Consider the following 14,511-nt stretch of genomic DNA (forward strand, 5'->3'; position numbering starts at 1 on the left):
CGGCGCGCGACTTCCTCCCGGTCGTGGGGGCCGGTTCCGGGATCGGACCGGCCCCACTGCGCGCATCAGAGGCTGTACGCGCGTTTGTACGCCGCGCGACCGCCAGTCGACGCGACAGCTCCTCACCTTCGACAGGCATGTCGGGCAGCAGTGGCCGAAGTCACTTCGCCAGCCACCACGCGAATCACCGAGGACGGTGAAGAACGCGGAGCCGAAGGCCATGCGGGCCAGGCGACAGCCCACCCCACAACATGGGCGAACCAACCCCACTGGAAGATCGCCGCAATGGGGCCGCCCGGCGGGAGAACGCGTCCGGGATCGCCGCAGGCGAAGCCCCTGCGGCGGGGGGTGAGGCCACCCGTCAAGTTCTCGCCCATCAGCCGTCCAACGCCCTTGCGGCCCACCGCCAGGCCCTCGTGTTTCATGACGGCGTGCACGCGCAGCGAGCCGTAGGTCCGACCGGATTCATGTGGATCTTCCGGGTCTGCTCGGTCGGCACCTCGTCGTGACGATGCCGCTCGCACAACTCCTGCTCTCGCCGGCGCCACCGATATCGGGCGGACGCGATGTGCCATTCCCGGAGTTCACGCTCGACGTCCAGGTGCAGTACTGGTCGATGAGCGTCATCACCTGAGCATATGAAAGTCGGACTCACGGCACATCGAGATGGGCATTCTCCTTGCCTGCAACGGCTATCGGAGTCTCCGGATGCTTCCGGCGCGCATATCGCTCAGCGCTGCCGCGATCACCTCGACGCCGGCGACGATGGTGTCCGGGTCGGGGGTGATACTGATGCGGAAACACTGCTGGGGGTGGCGTCCGAGGCTCTGGCTGTGCTCGGCGTCGGTGAAGAAGTGCCTTCCTGGTACGACGAAAACGCCCCTGCCCTTGAGCGTCTCGTACAGGCGCAGGTCGTCGAACCACTCCTCGTCCACCCAGACCCAGCAGAACATGCCCCCTTCGGCGGCGTGCAGGTGCCAAGCGATGTCCTCCGGCAGTGCCCCCGCCAGTAGCGACTCGACGAACTTCCTGCGCTCGGCGTAGAAGGGGCCGATGACCGATGCGACAAGCATGTCGAGGACGTCGGACTGCAGCGCGTGGGCCAGCGCCGACTGGACCAGCTGGGGGGCGTGCAGCGCCGAGTTGGACAGGAACGACACGATCGGATCGATGTACTGCTCATCGGCGATGGCGAAGCCCAGGCGCTCCCCCGGAAGTCCGGCCTTCGAGACGGAGAAGACATTGATGACGCGTTCGTCCCGCACCGGCGCCATGGACAGTCCGCCGATGCCGGGGAACGGAGCACCGTAGGCGTTGTCGACGACGAGCGGTACGTCGTGGCCTTTGGCAACTGAGATGAGCCGCTGGATTTCGTCAGGCGACGCGCAGCGGCCGGCTGGGTTGCTCGGGCTGGACAGCAACATGAGCCCGACGTCCGACAGCCCCTCAAGGGCGAGCAGATCGAACAGGTAGTGGAAGGATCGCTCACCCTGGAGCCGCAGGAGGGGCTCAACTCCCGTGATTCCGTCCGGCGTCAGGGAAAGGCCCTGGTAGCCGGTGTAGTCCGGGGTCATCGGCAGGACCAGCCTGGTGTCGCTGGTCGCGCCCGGCCCGGTGAAAAGCGCCGCGGCGATGAAGCAGAGCATTTGGCTGCCGGGACCCACCACGATGTTGCGCGGCCCCACAGCCCAGCCGTAGCGCCCGTTGAAGTAGTCGGCGATCTTGTCAACGAGTTCTGGCAGCCCGCGAGATGGTCCGTACCGGCAGCTGACATCCCCGAAGGAGGCGGCCAGGGCCTCGCCGGTCATCCGCTGCCAGGTGTCCATGACCTCGGGTATGGCCGCCGGATTTCCTATCCCGAGGTTGAGCCACTCCTTTCCAGTGGCGGAGCCAGTGGTGGCGGCGATGTCATCCATGATGAGCCGAAGCCCTGACAAACTGGCCATTTTGGTTCCGGATCGGGACAGCTCCACGTGGCGGCATCCTTTCCTGTCACTGGCGACGGACGGCGAACGAAGCGGCTATGGCGCAGAGGACCTCCGCCGCGCGATCGAATACGGCGAAGCTCCCGCCGTCGAGCGCGTGCGGGCAGAAGCCAGAAGAAGTGGCCCACCGGCGCCAGTTCGCCGGCCGCCAGGAAGCGATCCAGGACTTGGCGCCGGTCCAGCACCTCCAGGGTGTGGGAGTGCATCCCGCCGGCCCGCAACTCGCCCGTCCACTGCACGAGTTGCTCGACCACCACGTCAACGTCCGCCGGCCTCAACTCGCAGGCGTACATCAGGCCGGTCGGCCCGGGGGACGGTCAATCAGCGGCCGGAGCCTGCACGGCATGGGGGGAGTGGACCTCGACGAAGGGCAAGATCTCACGGAAGCGCAGTACGGTGCCGTGGCAGTAGTTGGCATTGTGCTCAAGGCTCCGCTGCGGCATGTAGGGCATCTTCTGCCGCGCATGATGGTTGACGCGCACCATGACCCGTCCGGACTCGGCGTCTCCCTGCGCGTCGGCTTCGAGCATCTCGCGCTCCGTCAGCAGCCGAGCCAGCTCCGCGGAGACCTCCACGATGAAGGTCTCGGCATCGCCCAGGCCGTGCACGGTGATCTCCGTGAACTCGTAGTCCGGCACACTCACCGCTTCGCGGTAGATGTACGGCCGTGCGATGAGGTCCATCTCGAACGCCTGCCGGGCCATCGGGTCCGACCACCACTCCTGGGATGTGACGTAGTCGGCCAGCACCTTGTCGAATTCCTCACGATGGGTGCTGAGGATCATGTGCCCGATTTTTCCGCTGAGGAGCACGTCATAGTTGGTCAGGTTGGCCAACGACTCGGTGATGAGCTGGAGCACCTCGGAATCAGTCCGCTGTTGGAAGTAGCGCGAGACGCCGGCGAACAAATCGCCGTAGGAGATGATGCCGGCCGCGTCGAGATACCCGGAGAGCAGGAACAGGCCACGCATGTTGTAGGTGGTGTGCATTGCGTTGTACAGCCAGTACGCCTCGCGGCATTCCTCCTTTGACACCCAGTTCGTGGCGACCACGACCTCGGCCTCGGACACGTCGCTCGGCACGGACTCCGTCGTCAGGCCGTAGAGTTCCACCTGGTTGTACATGGGTGTGTTGTGCAGGAGAAGCTGCGGATAGACGATGACGGTGTCGGCGTAGGATCGCGCCAGCTTCGTCAACCCGTCCTTGAACGATTCGAAGGTCTCCCCCGGAAGGGGCCAGATCAGTTCCACATAGGAACTGATCTGCTTTTCCCTGAGCGTACGCTGCAGCTCAACGAAGGTCTCTTCGCGGATGTTGGCCCGGTCCACCAGCTTGAGCGACTCAGGATTCAGCGTCTGAAGCGAGATGGGCTGAGTCACCATGAGATCACCGCGCACGAAAATCTCGGTTATCTGCGCCATGCGCTCCGGCCGGTTCTTGGTGGCAGCCATATACACGACCAGCGGGTAGCCGACTTCCTTTTTGCGCGCCACGATGTGCTCGGTCATCGCCACGTCACGAGGTGACTGCCCCCAGTTCGCGTCGGCGATGAAGATCCCGGAGAGCCCGTTGTCAGCGATCCAGTCGAGCTCGGCCCTGATCCGCTCCTCCTCGAACTTGATCACCTTCGAGTTGGTGGCCGCGCCCCAGTAGCAGAAGGTACAGCGGAAGGGGCACCCACGGTTCGTCTCCAAGATCCCCATGCTGAACTCCTGGCCGTCGAAGACGCCCGTGAGGAAGGGGGAAGGAATCTCCATGAGATTGCTGATCCGCGGGGCGGCTTCCGTGGTGACGAGTTCGCCGCCGGACCAAAAGCTGAGACCGGGAACCTGGTGCAGATCAGGTGTTGGCGTACTGAGCTGCCTGAGCAGCTCTACTGACGTCCTCTCCCCCTCCCCGTTGCACACATAGACGTTCTCCGGCGCATCCGCCAGGTAGGTCGCGGCGTGATTCATCACCTGCGGCCCGCCCAGCAGGTAATGGGCGTGCGGCTGGCGCTCCCGCAGCTCCTTCAGCAGCCAGCTGACCAGCTTCATGTTCCAGATGTAACAGCTGAACGTGTAAATCTGCGCGTACTTCCCGGCCAGTTCCTCCAGCAGCTTGTGGCGGTCGTCGGTCACCGGGTAGGAGACTATTTCGAAGGTATGAGCCGCCCCCACCTCGACGTCCTCCTGCGCGCACGCCTGGATGTATCCAGACGCAAGCGGCAGGATGTTCTCGTAGGTGGGAATCTCGACAAGCACAACCTTCTTGCGCTCTTGATTGCTGTTCCCGGTCCTTATCGGGATGTTCTTAATGAGCATTCTGGACCTCCCGCCCTGAATCCTGTGCCCACTGGTCTATGCGTTCGGCCAGGTCGGCGAGGACCGGAGCGTCGATCAGAACGCGCACCGTGAAATCGATGCTCCAAACGCGGCGGGCCTCCAGCACCACCTTGGTGGCCAGCAGCGAGTCCCCACCGAGGCCGAAGAAATCCTGGTCGCGCCCGACCTTGTCAAGCTTGAGGACATCGGCCCAGATCATCGCGAGCCGACGTTCTGTCTCCGTCTCGAAGTCGCCTTCCATTTCAAACCCCTGTCTGCGCTAGCGTTTTGTCCGCACCTTCGACAAAAACCCGAGGAGATGGCATCACCACGGCACCGCGGGCGGTCGGCCCGCAGCGCCTGGTCAGCTCGCGTGCATCGGCGAGCACCTCGTCTCGCCGGGCAACAGGTGACTGAGCAGGTAGCGGCGATCGAATCCGTCCAGGCCCAGGTCGCCGATGTCGGCTTCCGGCCGCCGGCCGGGGTGGTCGTGGTCGAGGACCAGGAGGGTTGGCGTACCTCGCATGGCCAAGTCGCTCCTCTGCGTCAGCGGCCGGGCTGCCCATGGCCTTGCAGGTGAATGCCCGCAAGCGTCTGGGCGACCGCCTTACGGTCTGCCTTGCCGCTCGGTGTTCGGGGAAGTTCCGGCAGGACCGTGATGGAGACGGGCACCGATGGCCCCGGCAGTAGCTCGGCCAGTGCGGCCATCGCTCGGGCGACGTCAAAGGCGGCCTTCTCTCCGTCGACAGTGACGGCGGCTCGCAACTGACGGGAACCCTCGGCGATCTCGATCGGAACGCATACCGCTTCCGCGACGCCTGGCTGCTCCAGCAGGCAGGCGTCCACTTCCAGCGGATTCACCCGCACTCCGCGGATCTTCACTTCGTTGTCGGCACGGCTGACGTAGTGGATGACGTCGTCCTCGACGCGCACCAGGTCTCCGGTACGGAAGGCCCGGTTGTGGCCGTGGCGGGTGAGGTCCAGTGGGATGTACCGCGCCGCGTTGAGGCCGGGCTGGTTGAGATAGCCCGTCGAGAGTGGCAGGCCGGTCACCAGGAGCTCCCCCACCGCCGGCTCGCTCTGGTCGATCGGATCAACGATCACCTCGCAGCCCGGTAGCGGGCGGCCGATCGGCGGCAACGTCGGCCAGTGTTCCGGCGGCCCGGGCAGCGTGTGCGCGGTGACCATGGCGGACTCGCTCTGGCCGTAGTGGATGTTCAGTCGGCAGCCCGGCAGGCGCCGGAAGAAGTCTCTTACGGCCGGGGTGCAGACCAGCTGCTCGCCGCCGAGGTTCACCTCTTGAAGGGCGAGATCGTCGAGTGAATCGGCGGCGGCAGCGGCGACGGTGAGCATGTTCAGCGCCACGTACGGCAGGAACAGCCGCTCGATCCGATTGTCTGCCAGCCATTCGAGAAGGGCGATCGGGTCACGGCGCAGTGGCTCGGGCATGATCACCAGGGTTCCCCCGCCGCACAGCGTGCCGAGGACTTCCTGGAACCACACATCGAAGTTGAGCGGCGTGAACTGGGCAGTGCGCAGGTCCGGTCGCACCGAATGACTCCGCTGCCATTCCGCCATGTTGTCGATGGAGCGGTGCGGCAGCACGACCCCCTTGGGCAGGCCTGTGGACCCGGAGGTGTAGATGACATAGACGGGCAGGTCCGCCTGGCATGAGTGCCGCGGCACGACATCGTCGCCGGGCGTGCTCGCAGTCGGCCGACCGGGCGCCGGCGGTATGCGCAAGGACTGCACGCCGGTCGCGAACGCGGGCTCCTGGTCAGCGAACAGCAGCATCTTGGCACCGCTGTCGGTCTTCATGTGCTCAAGGCGCTTCACCGGGTAGCCGGCGTCCAGCGGAACATATGTCGCACCGATGTACACCGTGGCGAGCATCGCCGCCACGATCGCGGCGCTTCGCGAACCGGTGATCGCCACCCGGTCGCCCGGGCGGATTCCGTGATCCACCAGCACCGCGGCGATGCTCCTGGTCCACCTGGTCAGGTCGCGGTATGTCAGCACGTGGTCCTCGCCGCGGACCGCGACGTCGTCCGGCCGTGTCGCCGCGGTCATGGCCAGCGCCTCGAGCAGGCACGGCGGATCCGCCGACCCGCCCCATAGCGAGGGGAGCGGGCGGGGCACAGTCAGCGCTGTCGATTTACTTGCCATCTGCCATCCCTAGGCCAAGGAAGCTCAGCAGGTGAGTTCGCCAATTAGGCATTGCTGGATTCGGCTCCAAAAATCAGGGAGAAGTAATCCACCGAGTTTTTCTGGTCCCAGCCCGCGACTGAAGGACAGATCGGCCGTGAGACACCCTGCAAATGCACAGTGATGAAATCTCGCATTTGGCCGCCGAAAATCAGGTTACCACGAGCACTCGCCGAGGGCGGCGCAAAGTGCGATTTACCTGGTTCATGTGACCGCATATTGCTGCGGACACATAAAGGCCTGTTCCCCGCAGCACCAGAAGAATTTTTCCGATGGCATGGGGCCGCGTCATAGGGCGGTCTTCGTACGGAATTTGATATCGCCCAGTACGTCAGTCAGGTCCGCCAGCAGCGCAGCCTCCTCACCTCTGAGGTAGAAATGCCCACCGGGCAGCACCCGGAGCCGGAAGGCACCGCGTGTCAATTCTGCCCAGCGGCTCATCTGCTCCGGGGTCACTTCGGAATCCTCGTCACCGGTGTAGCCGTACACCGGGCAGTCGAGCAGAGGTCGGCGGCCACCGGAGTAGTCGTCCACCAGGTGATAGTCCGCGCGGACCGCGGGGAGCACGATCTCCCTGAGGTCAGCGTCGGCGAAGACCGCGGCACGGCTCGCGTCGAAGCCGACGACATGCGCGATGATCTCCTCGTCCGTGCCGGAGATCATCTGCCGGCCGGCCAGCGCGTGCGTCGGCCGCCTGCCGGACACGCACAAGGCGGTCGGCGGACAGCCCCGTTCCTGGAAGCGCAGCGCCACCTCGTGCGCCAACGAAGCCCCCATGCTGTGCCCGAACAGCACCAGCCGATGCCGCGTGAGCTCGCCGAGCGCGTCGGCGATGTCGTCCGCAAGGGATTCCAGCCGGGGCGGGAACGGATCGCCGAACCGGTCCTCCCGGCCCGGGTACCGGACGGCGAGCACGCCGATGTCCGAAGGCAGTCCCGAGGACCAGGTGCGATATGCGCTGGCCCCGGCGCCGGCGGCAGGGAAGCAGACGAGCTTCGTCCCGCACCCGTCGTCATCGCGGTAGCGGCGTATCCACCGCTCTTCGACCGGACTACTCATCGAAAGGTGCCCTTTCAACAACGGAAGGAATCATCAGTGCCATGGGCGAGACCAGGTGTCACGGGCTCTGCGGACGTTCAAGAGATGTCTCCTCCGACCTCGGCGAGGACTGTGCTCCCGTCGTTCCGCCCCGCGCGCCGGGCGACGACGGAGTCGACGATCTCCCCGCTTCGTACCGCGATGTTCGACAGCAGCGAGGAGGTCAGGCCGTGGGTGTGCTCGGTTCCGCCCTGAAGATAGATGCCGCACCGCATTTCGGGGGCGGTGACGATGCGGTAGTCCCGCTCCACCCGGTACCGGCCGGCCTCGTCGCGCAGGCAGTGACGGTCGAGGTCACCGAGCAGGTCGGTGGGCTCCATCGCGTTGTAGCCGGTCGCGCAGACGAGTAGATCGAAGTCGAGTTCACGAACCTCGCCGTCGGATCCCTCCTGGAGGGAGACGAGGGTCTCGGTGCCGGCGCGCTTCACGCCGGTGACCCTGGTCAGGTTGAGGATCTCGAGGCGCTTGACCCCCCGGACGTCGTCGTCGTACGACCGTCGGTACAGGTCCCGGATCACCTCGTCGTCGACGACCGAATAGTTCGTGTTGCTGTGGTACCGCCAGAACGCCTCCCGCGTCTGCTCGGTGCCGAAGTAGTAGTCGTCGACGGCTCCCAGGTCGAAGATCTGGTTGGCGAAGGGGGTGTCGTCCGCGACGGAGTAGCCGTAGGACGGGATGACCGCACAGACCTCGGCGTGTGGAAGCTCGTCGTACAGGAACCTGGCGATCTCCGCGGCGCTCTGGCCCGCTCCGGCCACCGCCACCCGACGCAGTTCCCCGGGGTCTGTCCGGCGGTACTTCTCCAGGAACTCGGAGCTGTGCCACACCCGTTCGTCGCGCTCGATGCCCTCGGGCATGCTCGGGACCAGGCCTGTCGAGATCACCACGTTCCGGGCCTCGACGACGCTGCCGACCCGGCCGGTGGCATCCGCCACCTCCAGCAGCAGGCTGTCCGACAGCTCCGGACCGGCGCCCGTCGACCGCCGGATCGACGTCACTTCGGAGCCGTACACGATGCGGTCGGCCACCCGTGCCTGCGCCCACTCCAGGTACTGGTGGAACTCCTGGCGCGTGGGAAAGAAGTCCTGGTTGTTGACGAACTGCGAAAGCCGCCCCGACGCATGCAGGTACGCGATGAAACTGAAACTCGACGTCGGATTGCGGAAGGTAGCCAGGTCCTTGAGGAACGATATCTGCATGGTCGCCGACGGCAGCAGCATGTTGCGGTGCCAGCCGAAAGAGGACTGACGCTCGAAGAAGAGGCTGCTGATCTCATTCTTCAGGCCACTCGCGCCATGCTCTTCCAGGGCGATGGCGAGCGACAGATTGGACGGTCCGAACCCAATTCCGACCACGTCGTAGATCTCGTGTTCACGATTACTCATAGAGAATTCTCCCGCTGGCATGACCGCACGGACCGTACTCGCGTCTTCGACCGGTAATCTTCCGCTGCAGGAATGACCCGCGTCCGGGGGGCTGGCATTTCCATCGGTCGCGCCGCCAACGTAGCCCCGGCAAGATGAACCATTCAAGTACGCCGGCCCCAGCCGACGCATTCCGATGCAGCAGTGTATCCGTGTGGGTCGTGCATTCATGTCCTGCCGACAGGACATGAATGCACACGTAAGGCCTGCTTTCCTCTTTCACCGAATCTCAGAGGACTTCGCCGTCCTTCGTCCTCCTGCGCAGAGCCGGTCTGCTCGACTGGGCGAGGTCCTTCCACCTGTCCGACAGACCGGCGATGGTGCGTGCCGCGAACAATGTGCGGATGGACACCTCCAGCTTCAACTCCGCCCGGATCAGGCCGACCAGCCGGATCGCCCGCAGCGAGTTGCCACCGCGGTCGAAGAAGTCCTCGTCGATGCCCACCCGGTCCAGTTCGAGCACGTCGGCGAACGCCTCGGCCAGAACCCGCTCGGTGTGATTGCGCGGTGGCCGGTACTGCCTGTCGTCGAACGCGGGCTCCGGCAGCGACGCCCGGTCCAGCCTCCCACCGGCCGTGACCGGCAGGCGTTCCAGCACCACGAATACCGATGGCACCATGAACTCCGGCAACCGCTCCGCGCCGAACCGGCGCAGTTCCTCGACCGGAGGGACAGTCCCGCGGTCGCGGCCTCCGACCGGCACCACATAGGCCACCAGCCGCTGCTGCCCGGAGTCGTCCTTCCTCGCGACCACCACCGACTGTGCCAGCCCAGGGTGCTCGGAAAGTACGTCCTCGATCTCGGCCGGTTCGACCCGTACACCACGTATCTCTGCCCGGGCGTCGTCCCGGCCCACGTACTCGAGGCAGCCGTCGGTGCCCCATCGCACCCGGTCTCCGGTCCGGTGCATGAGCCCGCCGGCCGGGCCGAACGGGCAGGGTACGAACCGCTCCGCGGTCGCCCCGGGCCGACCGGGACGACCGCGTGCCACGCCTTGCCCGGCCACGTACAGCTCTCCGGTCACGCCCACGGGGACCGGCGCCAGCCCTGGCCCGAGCACGTAGAGGGCGGTGTTGTCCATCGGGCGACCGACGGCGCCCGCGTGGTACACGGGTTCGTCCGCGGCCAGGCGGTGGGATGCGGCGAACACGCTCGTCTCAGTCGGACCGTGACCGCCCACGATGGTCAGTTCGGGGCAGGCCTCCCGCATCCGTCGCACCGCGGCCGCGGACACGCGGTCACCACCGGTCCACACTTCGCGCAACCCGGCAACGGACTTGGGACGTTCTGCCGCGATCGCCGAGAACAGGCCCGGGGAAAGCCACATCATGGAGATCTCGTTCGCCGCCCGCAACTCGGTCAGCGCATCGATGTCCAGCTCGCCCGGAGGGGCCACGACCACCCGGCCGCCGTTCAACAAAGGCACCCACAATTCGAGAGCGAGCGCATCGGAGGTGTGCGGCGAATGCCACAGCACGGTGCTGTGGCCGCCTTCGTGAAAATGGCGGTCCATGACGAACCGCTCCATGTTCCGGTGCGTCACGGCGACTCCCGTGGCCGTCCCGGTCGATCCAGAGCCGTACATCACGGCCAGCAGGTTGTCCCGGTGCAACGGGACCGGAACCTCCCGCGTACCGTCGCTGTCATCGTCGGCGGTGTCCGACTCGATCTCGTCGAACAGAATCGCTGGAACATCCAGATCTGCGGAGAGCACTCCGGCTGTCGCCGCATCGGTGAGCAGTACGCCCACCGAAGAGTCGCCGACCACCGATCTGATCCGCTCCACCGGGAACGTCGCGTCGATCGGCAGGTAGGCTCCGCCCGCCTTCACCACCCCCAGCAGGGCGACGGCCAGGTCCACCGATCGAGGCATCGCCACTGCCACGACCGTCTCGGGTCCGACATGCCGACGACGCAGCGCCTCGGCCAGCCGGCTCGACCGATCGTCCAACTCCCGGTACGAGACCGCCGAGTCCCCGGACACCACCGCGAGGGCATCGGGTGACCGCTCCACCTGTCGGGCGAACAGTTCCGGAACCGTCAACCCCGGCAGCGGCACATCCGTGCTGTTCGGCGCTGTCAGCACCCGGTCCCGCTCGGCGCCGCCGACCACGTCCAGCGCACCGACCGGTTGCGAACCGTCGGCCATCACGGCCCGGATGTACGCGATCAACTCCTCGCCGATGAAGCGCAACTCCGCGCGGGAGTACAGGACCACCGGGGCATCGAGCCGGATGAACAGGTCACTGTCGGCACTCCCGTCGGTGTAGACGCCGATCGCCAGTTCGTCGAAGGCCCCGGTCGTCGCACCGAGATGGCGCGCCGGGTTGTCGGCGAAGTGGAGCTGTTCCGCGAACTCGACGACGTTGAGAGCGACACCGAAACTGCCGCGACCGCTCATGACCGTTCCGCCGGCGCGCTGGATGTCCGAGTAGTGGCAGGCGGTGTGGCCGAAGATCTCATACGTCTCGTCGACGATCGCGTCGGCGATCTCGGTGAAGGTCGCGTGGAGCGGAACCCCCACCCTCACCGGCACCACGTTCACCGCCAGACCGGGCGACCTGCTCGCCACGCCGACACGATTGGCCACGGCCAGCGAGAAGAGGAGCTCCGGACGATCGCAGCGGTGCCGGAAGAACACCGCCGCGGCCGCGGCGAGCAGCGACGACATCCATACGCCCATGGACTTCGCGGTCTCGGTCCACGCGTCCGCCTCGGCTCGTGGAACGGTCAGTGTTCGGCTCACCATGCCGATGGAGTCGGCCAACTGCGACCATCGGTCGGCGCTGCCCATCGGTTCGGAGAGCGCGGACCTCATCGCGTCCGACAGAGCGACACGCGGAACCTGGGCGGGCGCCGGAGCGTCCGCCAGGTAGGTGCGCCAGAACTCCGTGTCATCGGCGAACGTCTCCGAGGCTCGGTACTCCGCCGCCTCGGCTGCGAACGACTCGGCATCCCACGGGTGCGGCAGGTCCGCTGCCTGCGAGCCACGGGCCAACGCCGTGTACACCTCGGCAAGGCGCCGCGACAGCAGGCCTCCCGCGCCGTACCCGTCCGACACCAGGTGGTGGTAGGCGATCACCACGAGAGAGCGGGCTGCCGCGAGTTTGACCACGCCCAGTCGGAGCAGCAGATCGCGCTCCAGGTCGAACGGCTTCCCCACCACGTCGGCCAGCGCCTCACGGGCCGCCTGCTCGGGATCGGCCGTGTCGCTGAAGTCCATGAAGAACGGCCGCCAGTCCCCCAATTCCCGGGGCATCTGCCGCAGTTCACCGTCGTCGTCGACAAAGTTCACCCGCAGTATTTCCGCCTCACCCAGCACATGACGGAATGCGGATTCCATGACCGCCATGTCCAGCTCACCGTCCACATCCCACATGAACAGCGCATGGTTCAGCGTTTCGGGAGACATTCTCTGCGCCAGCCACAACCCTCTTTGCGCAGACGACGCACCGAGCGAACGCACACGGATCATCTCCTCAGCGAACAAGCCCAGGAACCAAAGGAATTCGTAGATCAATTCCACCTTCACAGGTGTGGATCGGCCGGTCAAGACAACAGGATGCCGGGGCTGGCCAAGCCACTGAAGGACTCACGGTGTCCCGTCGACGGGACGGTCATACGGGGCGGAACGGCGCCCGGAACACAGCGAGATCACCGCGGATCGCGGTTGGCCATCGAGGACATGATGTGCCCGGCGATCAGTCTCGATGACGGGTGCCTCAGCACCAGATTCGCCCTCAGCTTGAGTCCTGTCGACGCGGCCAGGCGTTTGCTCAGTTCCACCGACAGCAGCGAGTCGAATCCGATACTCCTGAAGTCCTGGTCGGGGTCGATGGTCTCACTGGACGGGTGTCCGAGCACGACGGCGACCTTCTCGAGGACGTGGCCGAGCACGAGTGCCTCCGCGTCAGCGTCGGAGAGAGCCACGATCCGGTCCGCCAGGGGGACGAGGCGATCATCGTCCGCGGGGAGCTCCTTCGAGGGCACCTCCGCTTCCGCCGCTGTGTGCGAGGAGTTCAGCCAGTAACTCCGCCGCTGGAAGGCGTACGTCGGCAGCTCCACCCTCCGACGCGCCCCGAACACGGCGTCCCAGTCCACGACGCCGCCCCGGACGTGCAGTTGGGCCAGCGAGCCGACCACGGCCTCCACCTCGCCCCGGTCCCGCCGCGAGGACGACAGGACCACCACGTCGTCCACTTCCTCGACCATCTCCTGCACCGGGACGGTCAGAACGGGGTGCGGACTCATTTCAATGAACACCCGGAAACCGTCGTCGACCAATCGCCGGACGGAGGATTCGAAGAGAACCTTCTCGCGCAGATTGTTGTACCAATAGTCTCCGTTCAGTTTCGCGGTATCGATAGTTTCGCCGTACAGGGTCGAGTAGAAGGGCAGCGCCGACGCTTTCGGACGCACGTCGGACAGCGGTCCGATCACCTGGTCGCGGACGCGGGTCACCTGGTGCGAATGGGAGGCGTAATCAACCGATATTCTCCGCGCTTGAGCGCCTTCGGCCTTCATCTTCTCGACGAATTCATCGAGTGCGTCCGGTTCCCCGGACACCACCACTGAGCGGGGTCCGTTGACAACGGCGACGCTCACCCGGTCGTTCCACGGAGCCAGATGTGCCGCCACGAAATCCGCGGACTCCGCGACCGACGCCATCCCGCCGTGACCGATCAGATCCACCAGAGCCTTGCTGCGGAGTGCCACTATTTTGGCGGCGTCGCGCAGCGACAGCGCACCGCATATGTGAGCGGCGGCCATCTCGCCCTGGCTGTGGCCCACCACCGCGGCCGGTTCCACGCCCCAGGACCTCCACAGGGCGGCCATGGACACCATCACCGAGAACAGCGCCGGCTGAACCACGTCCACCCGGTCCAGCGAGGGCGCACCCGCCACGCCGCGCACCACGTCGAGCAGCGACCAGTCGACCCACTCGGCCAACGCGGCCGCGCACCCGTCGAGGGTGCGGGCGAAGACCGGGAAGGTGTCGTACAACTGCCGCCCCATACCGACCCATTGCGAGCCCTGCCCGGGGAACATGAAGACAACGCCGCCAAGGTCCCCGGCAACACCGCGAACGACCCCGGCGGACTCCGCGCCGTCGCTCAACGACGCCAATCCACGTCGCAACTCGTCCCGGCCACGGCCCAGCACGACCGCACGGTGATCGAAGCCCGACCGGCTGGACACCAACGACCAACCGACGTCGGCGACATCCGCACCCGGTTCGGCATCGGCGAATTCGCACAGCCTGCCCGCCTGCCGCTCCAAGGCCGCCGCGCTCTTGCCCGACACCACCCACGGCGTCAGCCCACCGGCGACGGCCGGGCCCGGACCGCGCTCGTCCGTCTGCTCCGGCGGTGGTTCCTCTTCCAGGATCACATGCGCGTTCGTGCCGCTGACTCCGAACGACGACACCCCGGCCCGCCGCGGACCGTCCGCCCTGGTCCACTCACGCCCCTCCACCAGGAGTTCGACCATGCCGGA

12 protein-coding genes are annotated in these 14,511 nt (G+C 66.1%); 1 reads left to right on the forward strand and 11 read right to left on the reverse strand.

Annotated features, from left to right (window positions below; all coding sequences use genetic code 11):
- Nucleotides 1–122: 122 nt before the first annotated feature.
- On the reverse strand, nt 123–425 hold the full coding sequence (locus tag O3Q52_RS54390; RefSeq protein ID WP_369124166.1) for a hypothetical protein: 303 nt from the start codon (nt 423–425) through the stop codon (nt 123–125).
- 44 nt (nt 426–469) lie between these two features.
- Here O3Q52_RS54390 and O3Q52_RS16760 point away from each other — a divergent pair, with 44 nt between their 5' ends.
- Nucleotides 470–634 carry a hypothetical protein gene (locus O3Q52_RS16760; protein WP_269649581.1) on the forward strand — a complete coding sequence of 55 codons (165 nt, stop codon included), beginning with the start codon at nt 470–472 and terminating at the stop codon, nt 632–634.
- A gap of 58 nt (nt 635–692) precedes the next feature.
- Here the strand turns inward: O3Q52_RS16760 and O3Q52_RS16765 are convergent, their stop codons facing one another.
- From O3Q52_RS16765 to O3Q52_RS16810, 10 genes are all read right to left on the reverse strand, one after another.
- Nucleotides 693–1,916, reverse strand: a complete 1,224-nt coding sequence (locus O3Q52_RS16765) for an aminotransferase class I/II-fold pyridoxal phosphate-dependent enzyme (RefSeq protein WP_269649582.1) — start codon at nt 1,914–1,916, stop codon at nt 693–695.
- Nucleotides 1,853–2,281, reverse strand: coding sequence for a hypothetical protein (locus O3Q52_RS16770; protein WP_269649591.1), 429 nt, complete (start codon nt 2,279–2,281; stop codon nt 1,853–1,855). Before O3Q52_RS16770 ends, O3Q52_RS16765 begins: the two co-directional genes overlap by 64 nt.
- 21 nt (nt 2,282–2,302) lie before the next feature.
- Entirely contained in the window at nt 2,303–4,288 is a 1,986-nt protein-coding gene (locus tag O3Q52_RS16775) for a radical SAM protein (protein ID WP_269649583.1), read from the reverse strand.
- Nucleotides 4,278–4,550, reverse strand: coding sequence for a phosphopantetheine-binding protein (locus O3Q52_RS16780; protein ID WP_055612428.1), 273 nt, complete (start codon nt 4,548–4,550; stop codon nt 4,278–4,280). Before O3Q52_RS16780 ends, O3Q52_RS16775 begins: the two co-directional genes overlap by 11 nt.
- Before the next feature lie 102 nt (nt 4,551–4,652).
- Nucleotides 4,653–4,814, reverse strand: coding sequence for a hypothetical protein (locus O3Q52_RS16785; protein WP_269649584.1), 162 nt, complete (start codon nt 4,812–4,814; stop codon nt 4,653–4,655).
- 20 nt (nt 4,815–4,834) lie between these two features.
- Nucleotides 4,835–6,358: an AMP-binding protein gene (locus O3Q52_RS16790; protein WP_269649585.1), complete on the reverse strand. Its 1,524-nt coding sequence runs from the start codon at nt 6,356–6,358 to the stop codon at nt 4,835–4,837.
- Between the two features lie 423 nt (nt 6,359–6,781).
- Nucleotides 6,782–7,552 carry a thioesterase II family protein gene (locus tag O3Q52_RS16795; protein ID WP_269649586.1) on the reverse strand — a complete coding sequence of 257 codons (771 nt, stop codon included), beginning with the start codon at nt 7,550–7,552 and terminating at the stop codon, nt 6,782–6,784.
- Between the two features lie 77 nt (nt 7,553–7,629).
- Nucleotides 7,630–8,976, reverse strand: coding sequence for a lysine N(6)-hydroxylase/L-ornithine N(5)-oxygenase family protein (locus O3Q52_RS16800; RefSeq protein ID WP_269649587.1), 1,347 nt, complete (start codon nt 8,974–8,976; stop codon nt 7,630–7,632).
- 268 nt (nt 8,977–9,244) lie between these two features.
- A complete protein-coding gene (locus O3Q52_RS16805; protein ID WP_269649588.1) occupies nt 9,245–12,490 on the reverse strand; it encodes an amino acid adenylation domain-containing protein in 3,246 nt (1,081 codons plus the stop codon).
- A gap of 179 nt (nt 12,491–12,669) precedes the next feature.
- A partial coding sequence (locus O3Q52_RS16810; RefSeq protein ID WP_269649589.1) for an acyltransferase domain-containing protein occupies nt 12,670–14,511 on the reverse strand: 1,842 nt, incomplete at its 5' end.

This window comes from Streptomyces sp. ActVer, assembly GCF_027270795.1.
Taxonomy (GTDB): domain Bacteria; phylum Actinomycetota; class Actinomycetes; order Streptomycetales; family Streptomycetaceae; genus Streptomyces; species Streptomyces umbrinus_A.